The following is a 24073-nucleotide window of genomic DNA, read 5'->3' as shown; positions in this document are numbered from 1 at the left end:
GGGGAGAGCCGCAACCGCTGGCCATCCGTCGGCTACCAACCGATGTTGCCTGGATCGCTACGGGCCGCTCTTCGAGTCGTCGACCTTCAGCGCTTCCATGACGGGCGCCAGATCACTCTCTTCGACCGGGTCTGTAGCCTGCGGCTGTTCGCCTGTCCGGGCCTTGTGCAGGGCTTTCTCAATGGCCTCTTCGATGTCGCCGATCTCGTCTTCGCGTACCTCGTGACCATAGCCGGCCGCGTCGGCATCTTGCTCGAATTGCTGCACCAGGACGGCCACGCTCACTTCGCTCTCGGCGGGCAGATCGCCGACGTTCTCCCGGAGCCAGGTTTCAAAGAACTCTTTTGTGGCGCTCATGCGGTATCTCCTTCGGCACACTAAATCGCAGCGGTGGTCCGAAGTTCCGCCATCCCCAGGTTATCTTTGCGGTCCACTCGCAACCGGCCGATTGCATCGAGCCCGCCTCTTGGCGAAACGGTCCGAAGCGGTTATGTGTCGGGCCGCGTGGTCCCGTAGCTCAGTAGGATAGAGCGGCAGATTCCTAATCTGTAGGTCACAGGTTCGATTCCTGTCGGGATCACCAACGATTCCAGAGACTTAGGTTGGAAAGTGCCGTACTTTTTTGCGACCTAACCACGGCAATTAGTACGGAGAATTTCGTAGACCTACAGACTCTGGGCACACATGTTACAAGAACGAAGCGGCGCAATCCGTTGCGAAGCGTCGGCCAAGCGTCGGAAATTGGCCTACTGAAAGTCAGGAATTGGCCGGAAGCGGTCAATCCGGAGCGAGTTGTGGGATGACCGCAAAAGCGGAATACCATCGGCGGTCTCTCGCCAGTCTTGGAATCCGATCAATCCGTCTTCCGCATCGCCTGCGCGATCAGTCCGCCGGCAGCCAAGCCCAGAGCAAGCGCGACATACGTGGCGGCGATCGAGCGCTTCGAAAGCACGGTCTCCCAGCCTGGGGTGAGCCGCTTCGGTACGACGAGATAATCCACGACGGCTGCAATCAAGGCCACTGCCGAGGCATCGCGCAGCATCAGCAGCGGCGACCGCTGAGGGTTTCGGGCGAGCCAAGCCTCGAACGGAGCGGCCCAGAACATGGCCGAGGCATGGTGGGTGCCGAAGCCCACCGCAGTGTGTGCGAGGTCGGCTTTCCTGACCGCACCGGCCTTATCGCCGTGCAGCCAGTGGCTGGTGGCGTTGGTCGGCTGCAGTGCGGATTTGCCTTCGGCTTTGGCCAGAAGGGCTAGAACCGCCGCCGTCACAAAGCTTACGACCGTGCCCGTCACGGCCGTCGAAAGCCCCACATTCAAAAACCCGTTCACCTCAAACCTCCGCAAAACCAGTTCGCCCTCCTTTAATTGCCGAACCGAACCTCGGTTCCGTGTGTCGGCGATGCCGTGGCCTGAGCTGCTGGACCGCCCGCCGCTGGACAGGCCTGGCGCGAGGCAAGGCACAACCGGCTCGTGCGCGAGCACCCGGGCTTTCCATCAGGATTCGCAATGAGATTCAGAGATCGAGGCAAACAGTGCCTTGCGGCCGGCTGCAGCAGGCCAACACATAACCGGCCGCCTTCTCTTCAAGGCTGAGCCCTCCAAGGTCGTCCATCGCGACTTCACCCGAAAGCTTGACCGTCCGGCAAGTTCCGCAAATACCCTGCTGGCATGCGGTGGGAATGTGGAGCCCGCAATTGCGCGCCGCATCGAGCAGGGTCTCTTCGGGCGCACAAAGATGCTCTGCGCCGGACCGGGCGAAGCGGACGCGCTTAACGCCAGCGACAGCCGATTGCAGAGGCATGGAATTACCCACGGCGCCGCCGAAGCTTTCCTCGTGGTACTGCGAGGGTGCGATGCCGATCTCCGCGACACAGGTCCGAACCGTCTGCATAAACGGCTCGGGGCCGCAAACGTAAGACGTGCGCTGGTGAAGGTCCGGAGCCAGCCGCAAGAGCATGGGGCCGTCGATGCGACCCTTAGGGCCCTGCCACACCGAACCTTCCTGGCTGCAGATGAAGCTTACTTTGACATTGGAGAATCGCGCGGCGAGCGCCTCCAACTCGGCGCGGAAGGCGATGTCGTCCGCCGTCCGAGCGCAGTGAATGAAACGGATGTCATGGCCAGATGCCCGGTCGGTTAGCGCCCGCAGCATCGACATAACGGGAGTGATGCCGCTGCCGCCGGAAAGGAAAAGCGGCTTCTCGCATGGTAGATCGTCGAAGTTGAAACGTCCGACCGGCCCTTCGATTTCAATGTCGTGGCCCGGCCGGAGATTGTCGTGAAGCCAGTTGGAAACAAGCCCGCCCTTCACCCGCTTCACCGTGATCTGCAGGTCGAGCGGTCGGGTCGGCGGCGAGGAAACCGAGTAGGATCTCGTTACCGTGGCGCCGTCGATCGTCAGGTGCAGTATCAGATATTGGCCTGCACTGAAGCTGAACATGTGGCCCGAAGCGGTGGAAAAGACGAATGTGCGGACATCGTGCGTCTCGTCGATGACGCGCCGGCAGCGGACGAACTGTCTTGCGCTCTCCGCCCATTGCCGTTGACGCATCGCCAGAGCGAAATCGGCAGTTGAAAAGGGAATGTGCGCGTTCATCATTTGACTCTGGTTTGCCTCGGCCAGAATGGCAGCCGGGATACTTTCAAAAAAGTGGCAGATGTCGGCTTTACAATCGGGTATTTCGATCTAACTTTCCATGGACATAACAGCCAGATGGAGCGCGCGAATCCCTCTGCGGATGATCGGCTCATGCTTGCGGCGCGCCAAAATAGCGGTGTGAACCGGCTGCTGAAGCGTGGGCGCACCCTCTACCACAAAAGATGGCCGCTCGGCGGTATACCGCCGAGCGTCGTCACTGCGCATATAGCAAGTGCCACCCATGCGCCGCAGCATCGCTTCGGCGAGCGTTTCCGAGCCCATCGAAAGACGGCCTATCGCCAATTGCGGCAGCGCCTCGGCGTGGGCTTTTTCAAGCGCGACCGTGTAGCCTGGCCGGATGTACGTGTCCGGATTGACCTCCGACAGGATACTGGCCGCAGTAGACACCATCACATATTCTTCGACCATCAGAGGATCGTAGGCGATTTCAGGGAGGTATCTGGGCGCGTAGACCACAGCAATATCGAGGTTTCCCAAGCTCAAATCGGAAATCATCTGCGGCGAATAGTCGGATTCTACGTGAATTGACGATTTCGGCAGCACTTGGAACAACGTCTCCACCCAACCTGGCAATATCGAGCGCGTCATCCCGACCTGGGCAGCGACGCGCAAGGTGCCTTCGAACCGGTTAAATGCCCGCACGTCATGGCGGGCCTGAGACCATGTCGACAGCATGGCGCGCGCATAAGCTTCAAAACGCCGCCCCGCCGCAGTCGGCTCGGCGCCGGCTCGTCCTCGCAGGAAGAGCTCCGAACCGATGGCCTGCTCCAGGTTCTTGATGCGGGTGCTCACTGTTGACTGCGTTACGCCCAAACGATCCGCAGTGCGGTTAAAATTTCGCGACTCCATGATGTCGAGAAAGGTCTCGATGTGATCCAGCTGCATGTCGCCTCCCAATCGAAAAACCCGATCGTATTAGCCCAAATCACAAGCTTGATCAAATAATGCCCAAGGCGGAAGCTGCCGTTGAAGAAGCCGGCAAGGTTAGCCGGCCTACCACGCCAGGGAGTTGGATAGGGTGTTCATAGTCGATTGCGATTGTCACAATTACTGGTCGAGCGCGACGGTGCTCGAGCCCTATCTTTCCGGCGTCTGGAAAGACATGTTCATGGAAGGCGAAAAAACTGGTCCGAGAGGCGCCTTCCCGCACGGGCACCGTCCCTGGTTTCACCCGCAGGACTTTTCCCGCAAGGATGTCAGGCCCGAGACCGAAGCCGACAATTATCTCATCATGAAGGAAAAGCACCTCGACAAATATAATATCGGGGCCGCCATCCTCACCGGCGACGAGCCGATAGAGGCTTCCACGCTAGCAAACCCATATTACGCTAGCGCGCTGGTCAGCGCCTATAACGACTACCAAATCGCCGAGTGGCTTCCCAAAGACAGCCGCTTCATGGGTTCGATCATCGTCGCGCCGCAGGATCCGAAGCTCGCAGCAGCCGAGATTCGCCGCCTCGGCAACCACCCCCGTATGGTCCAGGTTCTAGCCTCCCAAGGCTCGGTCAAACCGTACGGCGATCCCTTTTACCACCCCATTTTCGAGGCCTGCGCCGAAGTCGGGCTGCCATTTGCAATTCATCTGGGCGGTCATGGCGGCATAAACTGGAACGCGGTCGCGCCGGCTCCGACGACCTTTTTCTGGGAGACGCACGCAATTCTTCACATGTCGGCCTTGTCGCATGTTGCAAGCATGATCGCGCATGGCGTTTTCGAGAAATGGCCGGATCTATATTTCGTGCTCATCGAGTGCGGAGTGGCTTGGGTTCCGTCGGTATTGTGGCGACTGGACGCAGACTACAAAGCTCTGCGCAAGGAAACGCCGTGGCTGAAGATGCTGCCCTCCGAGTATTGCCGGCGCAATATTCGCTTCTCCACGCAACCACTGGAGCAGCCCGCGAACATTCAGCATCTCTGGTCCACTCTCGAAGCAATGGACGGCGAGAACGCGCTGATGTTCGCCTCCGACTACCCGCATTGGGATTATGACGATGCCAACACGCTGCACATCCCGCCCGCCTGGAAAAGCAAGATCATGGGATTGAATGCGCTCGAGGTCTATAAACGCATTCCCCGCACGCAAGCGGCGAATGCCGCGTGACGGGAGCAAACCATGGCTGAGAAGACATACATTTGCCGCGTCGACGAAATCGAGACCGGAACTCCGTACATCGCCAAAATCCGCAGCCTTTCAGTCGGGGTTTTCCGCATCGGAGATTCATTCCATGCCTTGCTGAACGTTTGTCCGCACCGCGGCGCTCCGCTTTGCGAGGGACCGCAATGCGGAACCACGGCACCGGTCGACCAAGCGCAATTCATCTATCACCGCGAGAACGAAATCGTGCGCTGCGCCTGGCACGGGTGGGAATTCGACATAAAGACCGGTGCCGCTCTGGTCGACCCGGGCGTGCGTGCCCGAACATTCCCGGTCACGGTGGAAGCTGGTGAAATCTATGTAACGGCGTGAAATTTGCGTCAAACCGCCGGAAAAATCGAAAGGAGGCAAATCCGCTGAATCCACCAGATCTGCTCGATAAATGCCAACAACAAGAATGCGGGAAATCCGCAATGGGAGGAAGCAGTGTCGGAATCTGAATATAAACTGCGCTTAGCGCAAAACCTGATCGGCCGCGGCAAGGTTTCGCGCCGTGATTTCATCCATCTAGGGCTGGCGGCAGGCCTGACGGTCGCCGCCGCCGATATGCTCTTCGTGAGCGTGGCGCGGGCCGCACCGAAGCAGGGCGGCTTCGCCAAGCTCGGCATGGCGCATGGCGCGACGACGGATTCGATCGATCCGGCCGGCTATCCCGATACGTTCACGCAAACCGCCTTTTCGGGTGCTATGTCCAACAGCCTGACCGAGGTCGACGCGAAAGGCAGCATCCAGCCGGACCTTGCCGAGACCTTCGAGACCTCGGACGACGCGACAACATGGGTCTTCAAGCTGCGCAAAGGTGCGACCTTCCACAACGGCAAGACGATCACGGCGGACGACGTGGTCGCCTCTATGCAATATCATATGGGGGCCGACACCAAATCGGCGGCGAAGTCGCTGCTCGAATCGGTGACCAACATCAAGGCAGACGGCCCGGAAACGATCGTTTTCACACTAAACAGCGGGAATGCAGACTTTCCCTACATCATGAGCGACTATCACCTTGTCGTCATGCCTGCCAAGGACGGAAAGGCGGACTGGGAATCGGGCGTCCGGACCGGCGCCTTCGTGCTTGAGAACTTCCAGCCAGGCGTCTCGGCGAAGCTCAAGCGCAACCCCAATTACTTTAAGAACGGCAAACCCTATTTGGACGAGGTCGAGTTTATCGCCATCACGGACCTCGCCGCGCGTATGGCCGCGCTGTCAACCGGCGAGGTTGATTATATCGGCCGCGCCGACCTGAAAACGCTCGGCATGCTGAAGCGCAAGCCGAATATCGAGATCCTCGAGGTGACCGGCTACGGCCACTACACGCTGCCTATGAACGTGACGGTTGCGCCATTCGACAACCCCGATGTGCGCATGGCGTTGAAATGGGCCATCGATCGCGAGGAAATCGCGCAGAAGATTTTCCTTGGCCATGCAACTGTCGGAAATGACAACCCGATCGCACCGGCGATAAAGTTCGCCATCAATCCGGAGCCGCAGCACAAGTTCGATCCGGAAAAGGCGCGCTTCCATCTGAAAAAAGCGGGAATGGAAAATCTCAAGGTCGACCTTTCCGTCGCCGACGCCGCCTTCGCCGGCGCCGTGGACGCGGCCGCCCTCATCCGCGAGACGGCGGCCCAATGCGGCATCGATGTCAATGTGGTGCGCGAGGCCGAGGACGCCTATTGGGACAATGTCTGGCTCAAGAAACCGTGGTGCGCCTCCTATTGGAGCGGTCGTGCAACGGCCGACTGGATGTTCACGCAGGCCTACTCGGCGGATTCCAGCTGGAACGAGACGTTCTGGAAAAATGCCCGCTTCAACGAACTGCTGATCCAGGCACGCGCGGAGACCGACGAGGCCAAGCGCTCCGCGATGTATGCCGAAATGCAGCAGTTGACGCATGATGACGGCGGCGCCATCGTCCTGGTCTTCAACAATTTTGTAAGCGCCAAGTCCAAGAAACTGGCGCACGGCGAGCTGGCGCCGAACTGGGAGAATGACGGACTGAAGATGGCAGAGCGCTGGTGGGTAGCCAACGCGTGACGTTCGCCAGGCGAGGCCGCCCGCGGCGCGGGCGGTTCGCTCTTTTCAGGGGAAACGCTCGAAGGCACCGCCCATGAATCCGGTCGTTAGGACGGTTCTGCAGCGCCTGGGCCTCGGCCTGATCACGCTGTTCATCGTCTCCATCATCATCTTTTCGGCGATTGCCATGCTTCCGGGCGATTTCGCCAAGGCTATGCTTGGGCAATCCGCGACGCCCGAGACGGTCGCCGCATTCCAGCGCGAGATCGGCATCGATCGTCCGCCGGTTGAGCGCTATTTCGCCTGGGTCGGACAAATCGTGCAGGGGGATTTCGGCTCTTCCTTCGCAAGCCGCACCGGCTACCGGCGCACGGTCGCCGAGATCATTGCGCCCCGGCTCTACAACACGATGTTCCTCGCCGTGATGACTGCCCTTATAGCGGTTCCACTCGCGCTGGGACTCGGCATTCTCGCCGCTCTCTACCGCAACAGCTGGTTCGACCGTGTGGTGAACACGGTGACGCTGACGACGATTTCATTCCCCGAATTCTTCGTCGCCTATATGCTGGCCTATCTCATCATCTCGCGCGACACGTTCATTGGAACCGAATTCGCACAATCCCTGCCCGAGTGGCTCGCGGCTTCGATCAACTGGGTCCTGAACCTGGTTCCCAAATTTCCGACACTGGCGAACATCAGCGACCGAACGCCGTTCTGGGAGCACGTCTGGCGCGCAGCGTTGCCGTCCATCACCCTCACGCTGGTGATTGTTGCCCATATGATGCGTATGACGCGCGTTGCGATTATCAACATGCTGGCAAGCCCCTATATCGACATGGCGCGGCTCAAGGGAATGTCGCCGATGGCAATCGTTCTCAGACACGCCCTGCCCAATGCCTGGGCGCCTATCGTCACGGTAATTGCGTTCAACCTCGCTTATCTCATCGTAGGCGTGGTCGTCGTCGAGGTGGTGTTCGTCTATCCCGGCATCGGCCAATTGATGGTCGATGCGGTGAAGTCCAGGGATGTTCCGGTCGTGCAAGCCTGCGCCCTAATCTTCGCAGCAACCTACATCCTGCTCAACCTGACCGCCGACATCATTTCCATCGCCACCAATCCGAGGCTTTTGCATCCGCGATGACCAGCACCGAACATGCCGTGGCGGTTCCGAGACAGAGGCGCACACGCGCCTCCCGGATAAAAACCGCACTCAAAAAGGCTCCATTCAGCGCTTGGTTCGGCATCGTGGTCATCCTTGGCTATGTCTTCGTCGCGCTGTTAGCGCCCTGGATAGCGCCGTACGGAGAAACGCAGGTTTTCACCGAGGCTTTCGCGCCTTGGAGCCAGGAGTTCATCGTCGGGACCGACCAACTCGGTCGCGACGTGCTCACCCGGCTGATCTATGGCGCGCGCAATACGATCGGCATCGCCTTCGCGACTACGCTTCTGTCCTTCGCGGTCGGCGTCACGCTCGGTTTGCTGGCCGCGATGTACCGGGGGTGGCTCGACCAGATTCTGTCGCGCGCGGTAGATGTGCTGATGTCGATCCCGAGCCTCATCTTCGCGCTGATGTTGCTATCCATCTTCGGTTCGTCGGTCACCAGCCTGATCCTCATCATCGCCCTGCTCGATTCGACCCGCGTATTCCGGCTGGCGCGCGCGGTCGGGCTGAATGTTGCCGTCATGGAATATGTCGAAGCCGCGCAACTGCGTGGCGAAGGGCCGAGATGGATTCTGACCAAGGAGATCCTGCCCAACGTACTGCCGCCGCTGATCGCGGAATTCGGCCTGCGCTTCTGTTTCGTTTTCCTCACCATCGCCGCGCTCTCCTTTCTCGGCGTCGGCATCCAGCCGCCGACTGCCGACTGGGGCTCGATGGTGCGGGAAAACGCTACCCTCATCACCTATGGCGACATCACTCCGCTCTTGCCGGCAGGCGCCATTGCCCTTCTCACGGTCTCGGTGAATTTCGTTGTCGACTGGTTCTTGCATGCGACAAGCGGGTTGCGCGATGAAAAGTAAGAATTCTGGCCAACGCGAAAAGGGCACGAAACTCCTCAGCGTTCGCAACCTTCACGTCGAAGGGTTTTCCGACGAGCGCTGGCATCCGATCGTTCGCGGTGTGGATCTCTCGCTAAACCGCGGTGAGGTTCTCGGCCTCATTGGCGAGTCCGGCGCCGGAAAGTCCACCATTGGGCTTGCCGCGATGGGATATGCCAAGCCAGGCTGCCGGATCACGCAAGGATCCATCCTGTTCGACGGGGTCGACCTCCTCGCCATGACGGAAACCGCACGGCGGCGGCTCCGAGGCTCGCGCATCGCCTATGTCGCGCAAAGCGCGGCCGCTTCCTTCAACCCGGCCCATCGGCTCCTCGATCAGACCGTCGAAACGGTCGTGGCGCACGGGATCGCCAGTCGCGAGGCAGCGAATCGGGATGCCATCAAACTTTACCGGCGTCTTCACCTGCCGGATCCGGAGACCATCGGCTTCCGCTATCCTCACCAGGTCTCCGGAGGACAGTTGCAGCGGGCTATGACGGCGATGGCTATGGCCTGCCGGCCCGACCTGATCATCTTCGACGAGCCGACGACGGCGCTCGATGTGACCACACAGGTCGAGGTCCTCGCCTCGATCCGCCAGATTGTCGAAGAATTCAACACTGCCGCGATCTACGTCACGCATGATCTGGCCGTGGTTGCGCAGATGGCGGACCGGATCATGGTTCTGCGCCATGGCCGTACTGTGGAGGAGGCCGAAACACGCCAGATGCTTGCCGCGCCGGCCGAAGACTATACGAGGACGCTCTGGGCGGTGCGAAAGCTAGCCAAACCCGAAGTGCCGGCCGCGGACCATCTGCTCACGATCGATAACATCACCGCCGCCTACGCAGGGAAAGTCAAGGTTCTGCAGGATGTATCGATCAAGGTGCCGCGCGGACGGACGGTAGCGGTCGTTGGTGAATCTGGTTCCGGTAAATCAACGCTCGCCCGCGTCATCACCGGCCTGCTGCCGCCGGTCTCGGGCTCGATCTCATTTGCGGGGCATCGTCTGCCAAGAACACTGAAAGAGAGGCCCAAAGACATTCTGCGCCGCATTCAGATGATCTACCAGATGCCTGACAACGCGCTCAATCCGCGTCAGACCGTCGAGGAAGTCATCTCCCGGCCACTCGAGTTCTATCTCGGCCTCAAAGGGGGGGCGTGCGACCGCCGGGTTGGCGAACTCATGCACATGATCGAGATGGACGAAAGCTTCCTCGATCGTCTGCCGAGCGAACTCTCGGGCGGTCAGAAGCAGCGCATCTGCATTGCCCGGGCGCTGGCTGCTAATCCGGAGCTCATCATCTGCGACGAGGTGACCTCAGCCCTCGACCAGATCGTACAGGAAGAGATCCTGAAGCTTCTTATGCGGCTGCAACAAGAATTCGGAGTCAGCTACATTTTCATCACGCACGACATCGCGACGGTGAGGGCAATCGCCGACGAAATTGTCGTCATGCATCAAGGCAAAGTCGTCGAGCAGGGGCTCAAGACCGAAATCCTGACGCCGCCGCATGCTCCGTATACCGAACTGCTTCTCTCCTCCGTGCCGGAGATGGATCCAGACTGGCTGACGAAGCTGCTGGAAACCCGGGAGCGCAAGCGGGTCGGCGCGGCGAACTGAATCCCAACGTATTGACCGCTTGGCTCCATTTCTCGCGCGAACGTCGGTTATGCCGCAACCGCGACGTCCAGAATGGTCGCAACAATGTCTGCTTTCAGGCAGTAGCAACGGTCACCTCAACGGCCGATATGGGGCGCGTTCCCGTCGGCGCTCGTTGCCCAGAAGCATGGCCGCTTTCCGGGTGTTGTCGCTCAAAACTTGCCATTCAGCTTCCCACCCCAAAGCCGACAGGTGAGCAAACTAACCCCGCGTGATAAAGCGGCCATCCGCGCTGCGGCCGATGGCCGCCGAATGTCAGATTTCGGTTCGCTCGGCCAAGAGCAAAGCGTCCTCCACGTCGACACCAAGATATCGGACAGTATTCTCAATTTTGGAGTGACCGAGCAATATCTGGATGGCTCGGATATTGCCCGTCGCCTTGTATATCATTGACGCCTTCGTGCGCCGGAGTGAGTGTGTACCATACTCCTCTGGTCGCAACCCAATAGCCCTCACCCATTCGTCCACTAGGCGGGCGTACTGCCTTGTGCTCATGTGGTGTGCGTGATCGACTCGGCTCGGGAAAGCGTAGTCCTCGACCGTGCCGCCGCGCCGCTCGAGCCAGGCCAGCAGGCTTGCTCGTACGTCGCTGGTGATTTCGAACTGTACCGGCCGCCCGGTCTTCTGCTGGACGACGATAGCACGCTTCCTAATCTCCGGGCCGGCCACGACATCACGGATCTTGATCTTTACCAGGTCGCAGCCCCGAAGCTTGCTGTCGATCGCCAGATCGAACAGTGCACGGTCTCGGATGCGTCCTTCGCGATCGAGGAAGAAGCGGACGGCCCAGATTTGCTTCTGTGTAAGCGGGCGTTTCGTGCCCACTTGTTTGCCAGCGTTCCAAGCTGCGCGCTGCCGGCTAGCGTCGTCGTATTCAGAGTGACCCATGTGAGTTCTCCTCGGCCTTGATTGGCCGAAATAGAAACAGGGTCGCCAGCATAACAGCTTGGGGGCCGCCAGCCGTCCGTCTGGTTTGGCCACCACAATAGTCAAGCTGCCCTTGGTGGCACTCTAGCTTGCCCGTTGGGCCGACCCGGTCAGGCGGCCCTAGGTGACCACTCCCAAAAGCTGTTGTCGCAGGGTCACGGAGCGTAGCCGGCGGCGCCTTTCGCCGGGCGGTATGACATAGCGCGAGCTAGAGTCTTAGCAGCAATCCCGAGTTACCAAGCATTCGCACGACTGTCCCAGCTGCGACATGCGCAGAATGTCTGCCAGTCGAACTCATAAATGACTCGAGGGGCCATTCTTCATCGATCTTCACAATCAGAAGATGTTCAAAGAGCTGCTTCTCACGATCGACTGGCCGCTTTCCCCGCGTGATGGCGCATCGACGTTTGCCGTGTCCGGTGGAGCCAGCTGCAGGTTGGGCGTCGTGCGGCACCATTAAAGAATGCAACGGCGAGCTGTTCGGCGATCTGACCAACGATGATCGCAACGAAGTTTCAGTTCGACACCGAACGCGGCGCGGAGGCGATAAGATCGGCATCGGCCATCGCGGAGGTCGGGCTGAGCTGTCCGGCCGCTGGCGCCATCAAGCTCCGGACCGGACTTTTGCGTCAAGAGATATGACGACTTGCAAGCACCGGGGGTTTGGATTGTAACTGTGCCGGTCCGGCCCCACCTTATCTGCAATGGTCGCTGACGGCATGGCGGGCAATGGGAAGTAGAAAAACTATTTCCTGCCCCTTAAGAAGCTTCTTGACGGAGAAGCCTAGACAATGATTGGCTGATAGCTGGCGCATTGTGAAGCATGGACCTCATGACATCACTCGCGCTACCGCCCGCGATGCAACGTGGTTACCCAGCAGGAGGAGCGTGATGAACGGAGCGGAAAGCCTGGTCCGAACGCTTTTGAATGGTGGGGTCGACACCTGCTTCGCCAATCCGGGCACGAGCGAAATGCACTTTGTGGCTGCGTTGGACCGGATCCCCGGCATCCGTTGCATCCTGGGCCTCCAGGAAAACGTCGTCACCGGAATGGCGGACGGCTATTTCCGCATCGCGCGCAAGCCGGCGGCAACGCTGCTCCATTGCGGGCCTGGTCTCGCCAATGGCCTGGGAAACCTCCACAACGCCCGCCGTGCACGGTCCGGCATCGTCAACATCGTGGGTGATCAGGCGACCTATCATCGACCTCTGGACGCCCCGCTGACGGCGGACACGGACGGCATAGCACGCAGCGTCTCGGCCTGGTTGCGCACCTCCAGGCACGCCCAGGATGTCGGGCAGGACGCGGCACATGCGATCCAGGCGGCACGTACCCTGCCTGGCCAGATCGCGACACTCATACTGCCCTCGGATGCGAGTTGGGACGAAGGCGGCGTGGAGGCGGAGCTGCCGCCGATACCGGGGCCTGCCGCGATTGATCCCTTCGCTGTCGAGCAGTCGGCCCGAGCGCTGCGAGCCGACAAGCCCGTGCTCATCCTCTTGGCCGGACACGGCGTGCTCGCGCCGGCCCAAGCTTACGGGTGGCGTGTCGCCCAAGCCACCGGAGCCCAGATCATGGCCGACTACGGCACCTCGCATCTGTTACGTGGCCGGGGCCGCATCCAACTCGCTCGTGTTCCCTACAACACGGACACAGCCCGGCAGACGCTTGCGCCGTTCAAGACTATCATCCTCGTCGGCGCCAAGCCTCCTGTCGGCTTCTTCGCCTACCCGGGCAAGCCCTCCACCCAGTACGCTCCAGACACGCAGTTCATCGTTCTCTCTCGCCCGGACCAGGACGCTACGGCGGCGCTGGCTATGCTGACGGAGGCAGTCGGCGCTCCTCCGGTTGACATTCCCGACCCCGGTCCTCGCCCCGACGCACCGACGGGCAGGGTGAGTCCGGAAGGACTTGCACAGGCGGTGGCGGCGCTCATGCCCGAGAACGCCATTGTCTCCGATGAGAGCATTTCCTACGGTCGTGTCTTCTACCCGCATACGTACGCGGCTCCACCGCATGATTGGTTGCACATGGTTGGAGGTGCCATCGGCGACGGGCTCCCCGTCGCCACGGGCGCGGCCATTGGCGCCAACGGGCAGCGCAGGGTCATCAGCCTGCAGGCCGACGGCTCTGCAATGTATTCGCTGCAGTCGCTCTGGACACAGGCCCGCGAAGGATTGCCATGCACGACCGTCATCATTTCGAACCGCAAGTATTCCATTCTCATCGGCGAGTATGCGAATGTCGGGGCGAACCCGGGCCGGACGGCCGCGGACCTGCTCGACCTCGGCAACCCCAACCTCGATTGGATCAAGCTTGCCAACGGCATGGGCGTCGAGGCTGCAATCGCGACCGACCTCGACACGCTCTGCAATCTCATGCGCGGTAGCTTCGGTCGTGCTGGCCCATTTCTAATCGAACTCGTCGTCTGACCGCCCTAAGCGACGGCCCTGCCTGCAGAGCTGTCGACGAAACGGGAAAACGACCTCGTGTTTGTGGGCGGCGGAGAGCGGTAACCGAAGCCATCTCCTGTCACAGGCAGTAGCGCCGGTGTAGCACAGCCGTGCTTGAAATCAGGAGGAGCACCGGGAGCAGCCAGACGTCGCCGGGAGACTGTCGGGCCCGGTTTAGCAAGGCGTGCATTGCCGAGGTGTCGTAGAACGGCATGGACGCGAACGTCGGATCAGTCAAGCGCTCCTCCGCGAGTCGGAACAGCGCGCCACCGGCCTCAGCCGGGGCGAGGAACGGGTGCTTCCGGCGGCCATACACAGCAGCGGGCAGGTACGGCCGGGCGGCCTCGCGCAGCACGTGTTTTTCCGTCATCCCGTTGATCTTCATTGCCACCGGCATCCGAGCCACAGCTTCGGCGAGCTTGTGATCCAGGAACGGCGTGCGCGCCTCGACGGAGTGCGCCATTTCAACCCGGTCTCCGAGGTAAGTAAGCTGTCGGTTGGGCAGTACCGTCTTGGTCCACAGGTACATTGACTGGTGCAACGCCGAGCGCCCCTCCATCCCACCGGCGACGTCCACTCCGCCCAGGAGCACCTCGTACGGGTCGCGGTCGTCGAACGACGATCGGTAGTCGGGATCGAGCAGGCTCCGGATGATGGCTGCCCGGACTGCGAACTGCTCGATGAACTCCGGCACGAAACCGAGCTTGCGCCGAACGCCGTCGACAGAGGCCATCGGCCCGGCCGGGGCACGTCCTTCCCATCCGAAGTGGCGGTTCTGCTCACGCAGGGCGGCCAACCGCTGGCGTCGCACTGCGGGTGACACCGCCTCGTCATTCGCCAGCAAGTCGCTCCGGAAGACCGCGTAGCCCCCGAGCATCTCGTCGGCGCCCTCGCCGGTCAGCACGACCTTATGACCGGCGTCCCGCACGTGCCGGCTCAGGAGGTACTTGGCCGCGCAGTTCGCGTTAAAGGCCGGCACCTCGCACTGGACGATCGTGTCCTCCCAGTGCTGGGCCAGATCAGTCTCAGTCACGTGCATGGTGTTGAGCCTGGCTCCCGCATGCGCTGCCATCTCGACTGCGACGGCGCTCTCGTCGAGCGGTCCGGCGTCGAACCCAATCGTAAAGGCGTCGATCGGGTTGGCGGATAGCGACGACGCCATGCCGAGGATGGCACCGGAGTCGACGCCGCCGCTGAGGTAACAGGCAACGGGCACGTCGGCGCGCAGTCGCAGCTCGACGGCTTCACGCAGTTCGGCTCTCATGAGCTCGACCCATTCCTCGTCCGGACGCGAGGGTAGACCTTCGTTCAGCCGGGGATAGTGCAGGTCCCAGTACTGGATAACCTTGACGCGCTCGCCGTCGGACAACAGGTAGTGGCCTGGCGGCAACTGAGCGACCCCGGTGAATAGCGACCGGTCGGCGGTGAGCACGCCGTTGAGTTCCTGGAAGACGCTATCCCCGTCCCACCTAGCCACTATGCCCGCCGCGAAAAGGGCCTTGCACTCGGAGCCGAGGAACAGCGTGTCGGCACTGCGCGCGTAGTAGAGGGGTTTGACACCGAACCGGTCGCGCGCGGCGAAGAGTACCCCGGTGCGCTCGTCCCACAGCACGAAGGTAAACTCACCTCTCAACTCCGCGAGGCAGTCGACTCCGCGCTCCTTGTAGAGATGGACGAGAAGTTCGCTGTCAGATCGGCTCCGCAGACGGTACCCAAGCTCGATCATTTGACGCCGCAGCCGCTCGTAGTCGTAGAATTCGCCTGCTACGACTGCATGCACCAGATCGTCATCACTGGAGAGCGGCTGGGCACCGCCAAGGGGATCCATGATGCTCAGGCGCGCGTGCCCAAGCCCTACCCGGCCGTGCGGAGCTATCCAGGTTCCAGAACCATCGGGTCCTCGATGGCGCAACGCCCGGACGCCATTGACGAGCGACTCGCGTGAGACCCCCTGCTCGGACTGCAACGCGAAAATCCCGCACATAGCCGCTGAGGATCGCACCGGATGCTGATGCTGTCCATACTGCAGGGGAATCGCCTTTGAAAAAAAGTTCTGGCGCAAACGGCGAAGATCATCACGCCCTCACTTTCGGCCTGCACCGTCATCTTGATTCGTATGGCCGCCTTGTCAGGGCCCAAAGATGTCGCCGCGAACCGTTCTCGGCCAAATGCGATCGCCTTGATCCATGCTGTGGGTAGTGTCTCAGTTTGATGCTGTGACTTCCGTTGCGGCACCTAGGCACCTGTGCTAGATTTGATGGTGATCAGCCCGTCCAAAGAAGCCCGGCATGGCGCCTGGCATGGAGCATGAGGAGCTTGACATGGAGCAGAAAAAGCCTGGCACGGAGGCCTGGGATCCGCAGGTCCACTTTTCTCGGCAGCTGGCGGTGGTGGAGCAGGCCATCTCGGCACATCGGGCAGCTCTTGAGAGAGGCAAGATGAGTGCCGCGGAAACAATAGCGGTAACACGGTTCATCACTCAGCTCGAAGCGGCCGGTATCGCAAAATCCTGGTGATTCCCGGGATCGCGGGTTGGCCCGGCTCGGGCGATCGGATCGCCCGAGCGGTTTTGGTGGGATCTGTGCCGGCGGAGGTGGAGCAGGCCGTACGCGCATCCACTTCGTCAATCTCCGTAGACTCGTTGGTTGACGTAGCCGACGTGCTGGTACCCGGGCAGGGGACACTTATCGTGGTATCCGCTTCAGCGCTCCGCGCCGACGAGGTGCAGGAGATCCAAGCGCGCACCCTGTCGCTCGAGGCCGACATTGGGTTTCTGGTCGGCGACGAACAGGCGCCTTGGACGAGAGCGGTCGAGTCCGCCACGAAATCTTCCCCTCTGGAAACTGCGGCAACGTGCGCGTGGTTCGACGAGGATTTCGACCCGCCGTTTGGGGCGGCGGGGATCGATGACCCGAGCCTTACACCCGAGCGACTGCTGACCGAGCCTTGGCACGTCCTCATCGTACGCGGGCATGGTGACGGCAGCCACCTAAAGGCCGGGACCGCAATCCTCTGCGGTTGTCGCGAGCGGGCCGAGAGTGTTGCCGGGATCGCGGTGGCCGACGGTTGCCGCGCGCATCCGACGGACCCGTTCTGCAAGCGCAGCCGGATCGCGGGCTGGACAGCTGTGCCAGCGTCGAGCGTGGCGGCTCGCATTGTGGTCCTGCTGTCATGCAACAGCGTGGCCACCGATGGCGCGCTTTATCCGTCGGCGAGCTCGATCGCCCTTGGCATTTTGGAGGCCGGTGCCCAAGCCGTGCTCGGCACTACGCGTGCTCTCGACTTCGACGCAGCACTGATCGCACGCGTCTCAAGTGCCCTCGACGCTGGTGTTACGATCGGCGGCATCGCCCGGTTGCTAAATCGCGAGCTCGCGATGAGCGGCCAAGCGCCCGCATACACCCTACTTGGTTCCCCACAAGCCGGACTGTCGCGATCCGGGCCCTCGTTGGAATTCGTCCCGGCGCGGAGTGCGCGTCCTTCCTGGGACGTTGACGCGGAAGCTGCCGGCGCAGTGTTCTTGTCATCGAGCGGTGCCACGGTCATCGGCGACCGCTCCGCTGGGGTCGCCGACCGCGGCCTTGAGCTCGACCGCGTGTGCGACAATCTCGAGGACTATTTGGCGCGGATCGCGCGAATGGCACGGTGGGACTTCAACCTGCGAATGACTGCTGCGGCGGACGCAGCGGCTTCTGAGGAGCTGGTGGACCTCATCGCGGCCCGAGCCAGGGCCGAGGACGCTGTCCGGTTCTTGGACCTGTCGGTGGGCCAGGCGCTGAACTCGAGTCGCTGGCTTCCACAGATCGAGGAGTTCGGCTTGATGGTTCGCAACGCGCTCGATCTCTGGTCAGACGTGGCCGCGCGGCTGATCGAACGGTCTCTCATCTACGAGGTCGACGTCGAACGTGGCCGTCTTCGCGGCGATCGCGTCCACCAGTCACTCGTGCTCGGCGCACACCGACAGCGGGCGGACGAAAGGGCGTGTTGCGACAAGTGCTCTAGCTTGATGGCGACATGGCACCTGAACCTGGCCGGTCGCGGCGCACCGCCAACCGCGTTGCGGGAATGTCCAGTTTGTGGGCCTCGGTCAATCAGCGATACGCTGGAGGTGCGCACGTCACTGTCAAAGCCGTTTTCGCGCGGGACGCGTTCGAGATTCACAGTCTCGACCGTGATGCAGGGTGACGGCGACTTGGACGGCGAAGCCACCGCCATCGTGCAGGTGCGCGACAAGAGTCGCATGGATCCGGTGCTCACGCGACGCGTTCAGCTCGTGTCCGGTCGGGCAGAGTTCGATATACCCGTCGATGTCGGAGCCGGTTCGGACATGTGGTCGATTCGGACGGTGGCGGTCCACAGTGGCGCAATTGCCTATGACCGGCGGGTCGTAGCCTGCGTCAGCTAGAAGGGCTCTAATCGTCGCGCTGCTCTGCTGCGATCATAACGAGGCGCTGCCGCAGCGCGGCACATACCTCGGCAACGGTCGCCGGCGCTCGCTCCACGTGGAAGAACGCGTCGAACAGTCTGGCGCCCGTCTCCGGATCGACAGTCAAGGAATTCCAGCCGCCGTGCTCGCGCAGCAACGAGCCTCCTTCGGGCACAAGCCGCCGGGCAGTCTCGGCGTGCACTTGGGTGTACGCCGCGAACACGGCGCGCAAAGCGTCAGCGGGGCCCGCCCCGGTCTTCTTGGGGTCGCTGACGGCGCGTATAAGGTCCGGGAGTGGTGCGTAGTCGACCGACCAACGCCCTGTGAACCCAGGATTGCACCGGAGCATGGACGGGCGTAACACAGCGGCGTACACTTCGCTCGTGCACGACCCAGCATACCGCACCATCGCCCCGCTCGTACGGAGGAGAAGCTCTGTCTCGCGCACCAGGGCGTCTTTACGGTCGTGGTCTTTGGGCAACGCCATCAGGTTCATACCGACCAGACGCCAGCATCCTAAGCATGCCTGGTGCCCGGTGATCCACCGGAACCACGCGCGCTGCGCGTCGTCCGTAGGCATCGGGTCGAGCTCCGCCGCAGTCCCGTCAAGCCAGAGCAAAGGCGCATCCGACGGTGTGGGTTGCCATGCACTGGGTAAACGCATGCTAGCGATCTGAAGCATCGTTCAGCGCGCCGCATCGTCCGGGATATAGGTAAGCTCTATCTCCAGTCCGTTGATGTCCTCGACGTATAACGAGCCGACGCCGTCCTCGTCGAACACCACATCGGAGGGATCTGACCAGTGTGGCGCTTTGAACCGACCGCTGCGGGCCAGTTCAAACCAACGTTCGCGGTAACGAAGCAGTTCAGCGGCCGATTCGACGGCAAGACCGCAGTGCTGGAACTCTGGACCCGGCACTCGTCGATCTTGATTGATGCCCTCGCGGTCGTAAAAATGGAAGCGCACACCTTCGATCTGAAACTCGACGAGTCGCGAGATCCCGGGGAGCCGAGAGAGTGTGAGCTTCGAGAAACTATCGAGCGCCCAGTTTTCTTTCCCACCGTTGAAGAACTGCGAATACCACTCGAGTGTTGCGTCGATGTCCGCGGTCTGGACCCCGATATGGTGTACCTGCATTAGAGCCCCCCAAGCGTGTCAAACCACGCAGACAATCTAGTCACGGCGCCGCACCGCGTCCAGCGCCGCCCGTAGTGCCGCCCGAACGTCGTACTCCTCCAGAACGTGTAATCCGCGGCTTGTCGGCCCCCCCGGCGTGACCACCTCCCGCGTGAGCGCGCGTGGGTCGTCGCCCCGTTCACGCAAAAGGGCTGCGGAACCAGCGAAAGTGCCGCGGGCAATCCGTATCGCTACTTCCTTTGACACGCCGTACGCTACGGCCGCGTCAGCCTGAGCCTCGATTAGGAAAGCCACATAAGCGGGTGCGACGCCGATCAGCGCGCTGGTGACGGCCATCTCGTTCTCAGGGAGCACGACGACCTCGCCCAGCCGGGCGAACACCTCGCCCGCCTGCTCGGTTCCAGCCCCAGCTGCAAGGCAGGTTACGCCCTGCCTCAATTCTACTGCGAGGTTCGTCATCGCACGCACGGCGATTCCGGTGGGTAGCAGCGCGGCGAGTCGAGCGTGGTCGGTCTTCGCGAGTAGTGACACCACCAGCCGGGCATGATCCGCGATCTCGGACGCCACCGCGCTGAGCGCCTCGGGGGGATGGCAAAGGATTACAATGTCAGCCCGTTTCGCCAGCTCGGCGTTAGAGGAAGGCACCTCGCCGCCGACGGCGGCCACTAGCGCCGCGGCTCGCCCCGAACCGCCATCGGTGGCCAGGACCGGCCCGCCGAGCCCCTTGGCGACGGCGGAGGCCATGCGTCCACTCCCTATAAGGCCAATAACCGGGGGCAGCCAGCGGGGTTCATTCACGGCGCGCACTCAATTCGGCCGATTGTTCGAGAACGCGGACCCCTCGACGCGCTGCGGCCATCCGCTTCTCGACGTCGGTAGCGTCTGCACCGGAGACGAGCAGCCATCCGACACGACCCCAGGGGTCCTCTGGCGGTGGGGTCACTTTCTGCCCCGGCTTCGCCGTCGGGTGCCACCGGTCCAGCCACTCTGCCACGCGCAGGTCGGCCGCGAGCCGCAGGCCCCCAAAGACCATCATTTTGGGTGGGTATACGAAGACTATGCCGGCAGCCTGGCTCGCGGTTGCTGCACAGTCCGGTCGTCGACCCTGCGCGACAGTGGCCAGTGCGCGTCCCAGATCGATTCCCGACGACAGCGCAGCCATTCGCACCGCCTGGTCGCCTGCCGGTCTACCGTTTACCTCGAGCACGCGCGGCTCGCCATCTACGAGGATGAGTTCGACATCCGCGATCGTGCCGTCGAGTCCACAAGCTATCGCGGCCTGGCACGCCGCCTGCTCGATGCGTGCGAGCACGTCTTCGGACGCAAGGTCGCGGCCCATGACCCAACCACCGGTCAGCGCGCTCATCGAATGCGTATCCCACGCCCGTGAGGTCGACAATGCCCCTGCTTCGCCATGGAGCACCCAGCAGTTCACAGAGAAATGCGGGCCCACGAGAAGCTCCTCGACGAGCGCTCCGGCAGCGGGCACGATGGCGTCGCGCGGCTTGGTCGCGATTGTCGCGCGCCACGCATCGTCGAGGAGCTCTGGAGTCGCGGCGAAATGGACCCCAAGACCGCCCGAGAAATTGCGTGGCTTGATCACCACCGGGAACCCGATTTCAGCCGCGGCGACGCGTGCCTCGGCCAGACTCGTCACTCGGATGGAACGAGTAGGGCGCAGAAAGGCTGAACTTAGCGCCTCGCGCTGGAGGGACTTGTCACGCACGATAGCAGCGGCACTCCGCGATATCCCGCGCACGCCGGCACGCTCCGCAGTGTCGGCGGCGATCTCAAGCAGCGGCTCGAGATATGTCAGGATCCCACTGACCTGGTGGGCCGAGGCCAGACGAAGCGCAGCCGCCATAGTTGCCTCTCGATCGACGGGCGACACCTCCAAGGCGTCCTCAACATACCTGTGCTGCCACGTCACCGGACCCGGTTCGACAAGCAGCAGGTCGGTGTCACGGGTCAGCCCCGCCATAAGGTCGGCGTAACTAACCTCACTGCCCGATCCTAAAAGCAAAATCGCCATTTCTGTAGCCTATCAGCGCGCGAGCGTCGTGACTACCTGCCGGTATTGGCCTCAGCATCTAATTGCTGCTTCTGACTGTCCTCTAATTGTTGGATCGCTCCGTTGTCATGAGCATGAGCGAGCAAAAGCTGCGCAACTTCAGGAATTGTTCATGGCGTTCGCTACTGATGCGGTCGTCGAGTTCAGCGATATTTGACCTGCCAACGGCCCGGCCAAAGGCTAGATTGCCGTGCCCACCTCGCTTTCGACCATTGCTGCCGGCCAGCCGCGCCGGTCGTAGGACAGCACGTGCAGCCGACGGTATTAGACCAGTTCAGGCGAGATCACAGCCGGTGTCTGCGGATGTCTGTCCCGAGCGGGTACGGCCACAGTCACGGCAGATGTAGTTCCAGCCGTCCTTGAGGACTAGGACCCGTCCGGTTCTGGGGCAGACGAGACGTTGCGGTTGGTCCACCACGTGCCTGTAGTCCACCGCCGGTTGTCCGGCGATGGGGCGCCACTCCCCGAAAGGGCCAACCAAGGCGTCGAGGTATGCCATTACGCGCTCGGCCACGTCCAGGCCGCATCGGTCCGGAGGGTTGCCGGCACGCACCGAGTCGACGAAATGCCGGAGCTGGTGGAAGTATCCTTGCACAAAGTGTGAGCCGCCGTGCAGGTTGCCGAGCGAGAATTCGGGCTCCCAGAATCGTGGGCCGAGGTCGGCGGGACCTTCGGCCGGGAAGTAATTCGTGCTCGTGCCGTAAGGCCCGCGGTTTCCCGGCGGATAATACCTGAGATAGGCGCCGTTCTCGAGTACCGCGTTCGCGCCCTGGCCGACGACGTCGATCCGCTCGACGGGGGACAGTCCAGACGCCTCGGACGACAGTGCAACGGTTCCGATCGCGCCGTCCGCATGTTGATTGACGATGAGACCGGCGCCGGTAGGCCCCCGTACCGTCTGAACCAGTGCCGGCACCCCGATCAGGTGTTCGATCACCGAGGCGACATGGACGAAGTCGTCAAGGAATCGGCGACCGGACGGTGACCGGAGATTGCCGACCTCGGCAGGCAAGTCCACATCGTAGGAGTACGTATAGCGGGTGACCCGGCCGAACTCGGCCTGTCGGGTAAGTTGCTTTAGGCGACCAACCGCGGGCGAGAAGACCTTCTTAAAGCCGACCTGTGCGAAAGTGCCGCCGTCCCGCGCCGCGTCCGCCATCCGCCGTACCCCGGCGCGGTCGGCGGCCGGGGGCTTTTCCAGCCACACCGGTAAGCCCCGGCGCAGGATTTGCTCCACCACCGTCGGATAGAGCGGCTCGCCGGTGTCGTCGTCGAACCCCACGACGACCAGCAGCGCGTCCAGATTGGGCTCGGCATCGAGTAGAGTGCCCACGTCCGCGTACGACCTGGCGTTCGTCCCTTGGGTCTGCGCGTAGAGCTGAGCCTTTTCGATGTGCGTGTCGCAGAAACCGGTCATAACTGCTTCTGGTATTTGACGCAGCGGCGGCAGGACGTTGCGGTACGCGTGCCCGCCGCAGCCGACGAGCGCGAGCCGGGTCGGCGTGACGACGCGCAATTCACCCTCCCCGCCAAGCACATGGAGCGTCTCAGGTTTTTGGGTCATCGAGGGTTCTGCCGGGCGGGAAGTGGGCGCAGTACGATCTCGCTGACTTGGAACGGGTGGTCGCCAGTCGCCAGTCGGAGGATTTCTGCGGCCACGGCCTCGGGGGTCATCATCGACCGGGTTTTTCGGCCGAGGGAGACCATAGGGGTATCGATCAGGCCAGGCTGCACGACACAGACCTGCACGCCGGCCGCTTCTGCCTCAAGCCGCAACGCCTCCGCCAGTGCGGAAACGCCGTGCTTCGTCACCGAGTAGAGGTCACCGGGTACGACGGCCCGGCCGGTGACGGATCCGACGAGCACCATGGTGCCACGCGCCGCTGCGACCAGAGGGAGGGTGACTCGAGCAATCGCGGCGGTGCCGAAGATGTTGACGAGCACGGCATCGCGCCAGTCTTCGAGCGGCTCGTCGCCGGAGCCGAAGCTGTCCCGCACGGTCCTGCCGGCGCCGGCCACGACCACGTCGAGCCGATCAAGCCCAGCGGCCAGCCGGCGCACATCGGCGGGCTCGCGAAGGTCGGCTGCGATCGGAGTGACACGACCGCCCAACCGCTCAGCGAGATGCTCCAGCGCGGCTTGGTCTCGACTGGTCACGATAGTGTGGAAGCCAGCCGAGTGGAAGGCCTCTACAACAGCCCGACCAAGGCCACCGGTAGCGCCGGTGATTAGACAGCACGGCGGCGGCCTCTTCATAGACAAGACTCCGTCACTCGGCGGATTCGTTCTGAGTACAACGCCTCCGTTAGGCCGGCGATCCCGCTCTGACTCAGGCGTACCAGCAGCATCGGGTGGACGCCGAGCGTGAGCAGGAAGGCGACGTCGCCGGCGAGAATTGCGTTGCGCTCGGCGGACGACAGGTCGAACCGACTAAGCGTCCCAGGCAGGTCGCGCAGGGCCTCCGCCCGATGGTACGGTTCGATCGTCAGCCGATGGCAGAATTTTTCCACCTCATACACGGACATG

Annotated in this window: 22 protein-coding genes and 1 tRNA gene; 10 read left to right on the top strand and 13 right to left on the bottom strand. The window is 62.1% G+C overall.

All coding sequences use genetic code 11. The features are described from left to right. Positions 1–57: 57 nt before the first annotated feature. On the bottom strand, positions 58–357 hold the full coding sequence (locus tag EOC94_RS02910; protein ID WP_095485916.1) for a DUF768 domain-containing protein: 300 nt from the start codon (positions 355–357) through the stop codon (positions 58–60). Positions 358–506: 149 nt separating this feature from the next. Here EOC94_RS02910 and EOC94_RS02905 point away from each other — a divergent pair. After that, positions 507–583 (top strand) — tRNA-Arg (locus EOC94_RS02905). 270 nt (positions 584–853) lie between these two features. On the opposite strand, the gene EOC94_RS02900 is transcribed toward EOC94_RS02905, so the two are convergent. From EOC94_RS02900 to EOC94_RS02890, 3 genes are all read right to left on the bottom strand, one after another. Continuing rightward, positions 854–1483 carry a hypothetical protein gene (locus tag EOC94_RS02900; RefSeq protein ID WP_245465473.1) on the bottom strand — a complete coding sequence of 210 codons (630 nt, stop codon included), beginning with the start codon at positions 1481–1483 and terminating at the stop codon, positions 854–856. A gap of 31 nt (positions 1484–1514) precedes the next feature. Continuing rightward, on the bottom strand, positions 1515–2552 hold the full coding sequence (locus tag EOC94_RS02895; protein WP_281032959.1) for a hybrid-cluster NAD(P)-dependent oxidoreductase: 1038 nt from the start codon (positions 2550–2552) through the stop codon (positions 1515–1517). 135 nt (positions 2553–2687) lie between these two features. Next, a complete protein-coding gene (locus EOC94_RS02890) occupies positions 2688–3545 on the bottom strand; it encodes a LysR family transcriptional regulator (RefSeq protein ID WP_127288516.1) in 858 nt (285 codons plus the stop codon). Between the two features lie 133 nt (positions 3546–3678). On the opposite strand from EOC94_RS02890, the gene EOC94_RS02885 reads away from it, so the two are divergent. The 6 genes from EOC94_RS02885 (at position 3679) to EOC94_RS02860 (ending at position 10492) form a co-directional block, all read left to right on the top strand. Beyond that, positions 3679–4761 carry an amidohydrolase family protein gene (locus tag EOC94_RS02885; RefSeq protein ID WP_127288515.1) on the top strand — a complete coding sequence of 361 codons (1083 nt, stop codon included), beginning with the start codon at positions 3679–3681 and terminating at the stop codon, positions 4759–4761. A gap of 12 nt (positions 4762–4773) precedes the next feature. After that, positions 4774–5127 carry a Rieske (2Fe-2S) protein gene (locus tag EOC94_RS02880; protein WP_023797723.1) on the top strand — a complete coding sequence of 118 codons (354 nt, stop codon included), beginning with the start codon at positions 4774–4776 and terminating at the stop codon, positions 5125–5127. 114 nt (positions 5128–5241) lie between these two features. Next, complete coding sequence (locus EOC94_RS02875) at positions 5242–6849, top strand: ABC transporter substrate-binding protein (protein WP_245330031.1); 1608 nt, start codon at positions 5242–5244, stop codon at positions 6847–6849. A gap of 73 nt (positions 6850–6922) precedes the next feature. Beyond that, positions 6923–7969, top strand: coding sequence for an ABC transporter permease (locus EOC94_RS02870; RefSeq protein ID WP_127288514.1), 1047 nt, complete (start codon positions 6923–6925; stop codon positions 7967–7969). Further along, positions 7966–8850: an ABC transporter permease gene (locus EOC94_RS02865; protein WP_095488653.1), complete on the top strand. Its 885-nt coding sequence runs from the start codon at positions 7966–7968 to the stop codon at positions 8848–8850. The genes EOC94_RS02870 and EOC94_RS02865 overlap by 4 nt, the downstream gene beginning before the upstream one ends. Further along, positions 8840–10492 (top strand): ABC transporter ATP-binding protein, encoded by a 1653-nt coding sequence (locus EOC94_RS02860; protein WP_095488654.1) that lies wholly within the window; start codon positions 8840–8842, stop codon positions 10490–10492. The genes EOC94_RS02865 and EOC94_RS02860 overlap by 11 nt, the downstream gene beginning before the upstream one ends. A gap of 294 nt (positions 10493–10786) precedes the next feature. Here the strand turns inward: EOC94_RS02860 and EOC94_RS02855 are convergent, their stop codons facing one another. Beyond that, on the bottom strand, positions 10787–11419 hold the full coding sequence (locus EOC94_RS02855) for a tyrosine-type recombinase/integrase (protein ID WP_127288513.1): 633 nt from the start codon (positions 11417–11419) through the stop codon (positions 10787–10789). Between the two features lie 930 nt (positions 11420–12349). Here EOC94_RS02855 and EOC94_RS02850 point away from each other — a divergent pair. Further along, positions 12350–13891, top strand: a complete 1542-nt coding sequence (locus EOC94_RS02850) for an acetolactate synthase large subunit (protein WP_127288512.1) — start codon at positions 12350–12352, stop codon at positions 13889–13891. Between the two features lie 100 nt (positions 13892–13991). On the opposite strand, the gene asnB is transcribed toward EOC94_RS02850, so the two are convergent. After that, on the bottom strand, positions 13992–15896 hold the full coding sequence (gene asnB / locus EOC94_RS02845; RefSeq protein WP_127288598.1) for an asparagine synthase (glutamine-hydrolyzing): 1905 nt from the start codon (positions 15894–15896) through the stop codon (positions 13992–13994). 337 nt (positions 15897–16233) lie between these two features. Here asnB and EOC94_RS02840 point away from each other — a divergent pair, with 337 nt between their 5' ends. Continuing rightward, complete coding sequence (locus EOC94_RS02840; RefSeq protein WP_127288511.1) at positions 16234–16428, top strand: hypothetical protein; 195 nt, start codon at positions 16234–16236, stop codon at positions 16426–16428. A 173-nt stretch (positions 16429–16601) separates the two neighbouring features. Next, positions 16602–18317, top strand: a complete 1716-nt coding sequence (locus EOC94_RS02835) for a hypothetical protein (RefSeq protein ID WP_127288510.1) — start codon at positions 16602–16604, stop codon at positions 18315–18317. Between the two features lie 7 nt (positions 18318–18324). Here EOC94_RS02835 and EOC94_RS33980 read toward each other — a convergent pair whose 3' ends face one another. The 7 genes from EOC94_RS33980 to EOC94_RS02805 all read right to left on the bottom strand — a co-directional run bounded on the left by EOC94_RS33980 (position 18325) and on the right by EOC94_RS02805 (position 24072). Then, on the bottom strand, positions 18325–18495 hold the full coding sequence (locus tag EOC94_RS33980; RefSeq protein WP_185928135.1) for a hypothetical protein: 171 nt from the start codon (positions 18493–18495) through the stop codon (positions 18325–18327). Between the two features lie 528 nt (positions 18496–19023). Continuing rightward, the gene (locus EOC94_RS02830; protein ID WP_127288509.1) at positions 19024–19476 is read right to left on the bottom strand and encodes a VOC family protein; all 453 of its coding nucleotides are present in this window, start codon (positions 19474–19476) and stop codon (positions 19024–19026) included. A 36-nt stretch (positions 19477–19512) separates the two neighbouring features. Then, positions 19513–20274 carry a pyrroline-5-carboxylate reductase dimerization domain-containing protein gene (locus tag EOC94_RS02825; RefSeq protein ID WP_281032958.1) on the bottom strand — a complete coding sequence of 254 codons (762 nt, stop codon included), beginning with the start codon at positions 20272–20274 and terminating at the stop codon, positions 19513–19515. After that, positions 20267–21508: an ATP-grasp domain-containing protein gene (locus EOC94_RS02820; protein ID WP_127288507.1), complete on the bottom strand. Its 1242-nt coding sequence runs from the start codon at positions 21506–21508 to the stop codon at positions 20267–20269. The genes EOC94_RS02825 and EOC94_RS02820 overlap by 8 nt, the downstream gene beginning before the upstream one ends. Positions 21509–21821: 313 nt before the next feature. Then, positions 21822–23111 carry a Gfo/Idh/MocA family oxidoreductase gene (locus EOC94_RS02815; RefSeq protein WP_127288506.1) on the bottom strand — a complete coding sequence of 430 codons (1290 nt, stop codon included), beginning with the start codon at positions 23109–23111 and terminating at the stop codon, positions 21822–21824. Continuing rightward, complete coding sequence (locus EOC94_RS02810) at positions 23108–23803, bottom strand: SDR family NAD(P)-dependent oxidoreductase (RefSeq protein WP_127288505.1); 696 nt, start codon at positions 23801–23803, stop codon at positions 23108–23110. The genes EOC94_RS02815 and EOC94_RS02810 overlap by 4 nt, the downstream gene beginning before the upstream one ends. After that, on the bottom strand, positions 23800–24072 hold the full coding sequence (locus tag EOC94_RS02805; RefSeq protein ID WP_127288504.1) for a hypothetical protein: 273 nt from the start codon (positions 24070–24072) through the stop codon (positions 23800–23802). The genes EOC94_RS02810 and EOC94_RS02805 overlap by 4 nt, the downstream gene beginning before the upstream one ends. Between the last annotated feature and the right edge of the window lies 1 nt (position 24073).

Source organism: Mesorhizobium sp. M6A.T.Ce.TU.016.01.1.1 (genome assembly GCF_003997065.1).
GTDB classification, from domain to species: Bacteria; Pseudomonadota; Alphaproteobacteria; order Rhizobiales; family Rhizobiaceae; genus Mesorhizobium; species Mesorhizobium mediterraneum.
The sequence above is the reverse complement of the archived record's forward strand: the minus strand, read 5'-3'. Positions and strand labels throughout refer to the sequence as shown.

Bases quoted from the DNA above. Each gene is read 5' to 3' on its own strand.
- EOC94_RS02865 (WP_095488653.1), top strand. From the start codon at position 7,966: ATGACCAGCACCGAACATGCCGTGGCGGTTCCGAGACAGAGGCGCACA.
- EOC94_RS02840 (WP_127288511.1), top strand. From the start codon at position 16,234: ATGGAGCAGAAAAAGCCTGGCACGGAGGCCTGGGATCCGCAGGTCCAC.
- EOC94_RS02830 (WP_127288509.1), bottom strand. From the start codon at position 19,476: ATGCAGGTACACCATATCGGGGTCCAGACCGCGGACATCGACGCAACA.
- EOC94_RS02880 (WP_023797723.1), top strand. From the start codon at position 4,774: ATGGCTGAGAAGACATACATTTGCCGCGTCGACGAAATCGAGACCGGA.
- EOC94_RS02850 (WP_127288512.1), top strand. From the start codon at position 12,350: ATGAACGGAGCGGAAAGCCTGGTCCGAACGCTTTTGAATGGTGGGGTC.
- EOC94_RS02815 (WP_127288506.1), bottom strand. From the start codon at position 23,111: ATGACCCAAAAACCTGAGACGCTCCATGTGCTTGGCGGGGAGGGTGAA.
- EOC94_RS02860 (WP_095488654.1), top strand. From the start codon at position 8,840: ATGAAAAGTAAGAATTCTGGCCAACGCGAAAAGGGCACGAAACTCCTC.
- asnB (WP_127288598.1), bottom strand. From the start codon at position 15,896: ATGTGCGGGATTTTCGCGTTGCAGTCCGAGCAGGGGGTCTCACGCGAG.
- EOC94_RS02895 (WP_281032959.1), bottom strand. From the start codon at position 2,552: ATGCGTCAACGGCAATGGGCGGAGAGCGCAAGACAGTTCGTCCGCTGC.
- EOC94_RS02910 (WP_095485916.1), bottom strand. From the start codon at position 357: ATGAGCGCCACAAAAGAGTTCTTTGAAACCTGGCTCCGGGAGAACGTC.
- EOC94_RS02855 (WP_127288513.1), bottom strand. From the start codon at position 11,419: ATGGGTCACTCTGAATACGACGACGCTAGCCGGCAGCGCGCAGCTTGG.
- EOC94_RS02820 (WP_127288507.1), bottom strand. From the start codon at position 21,508: ATGGCGATTTTGCTTTTAGGATCGGGCAGTGAGGTTAGTTACGCCGAC.
- EOC94_RS02810 (WP_127288505.1), bottom strand. From the start codon at position 23,803: ATGAAGAGGCCGCCGCCGTGCTGTCTAATCACCGGCGCTACCGGTGGC.
- EOC94_RS02805 (WP_127288504.1), bottom strand. From the start codon at position 24,072: ATGTCCGTGTATGAGGTGGAAAAATTCTGCCATCGGCTGACGATCGAA.
- EOC94_RS02890 (WP_127288516.1), bottom strand. From the start codon at position 3,545: ATGCAGCTGGATCACATCGAGACCTTTCTCGACATCATGGAGTCGCGA.
- EOC94_RS02870 (WP_127288514.1), top strand. From the start codon at position 6,923: ATGAATCCGGTCGTTAGGACGGTTCTGCAGCGCCTGGGCCTCGGCCTG.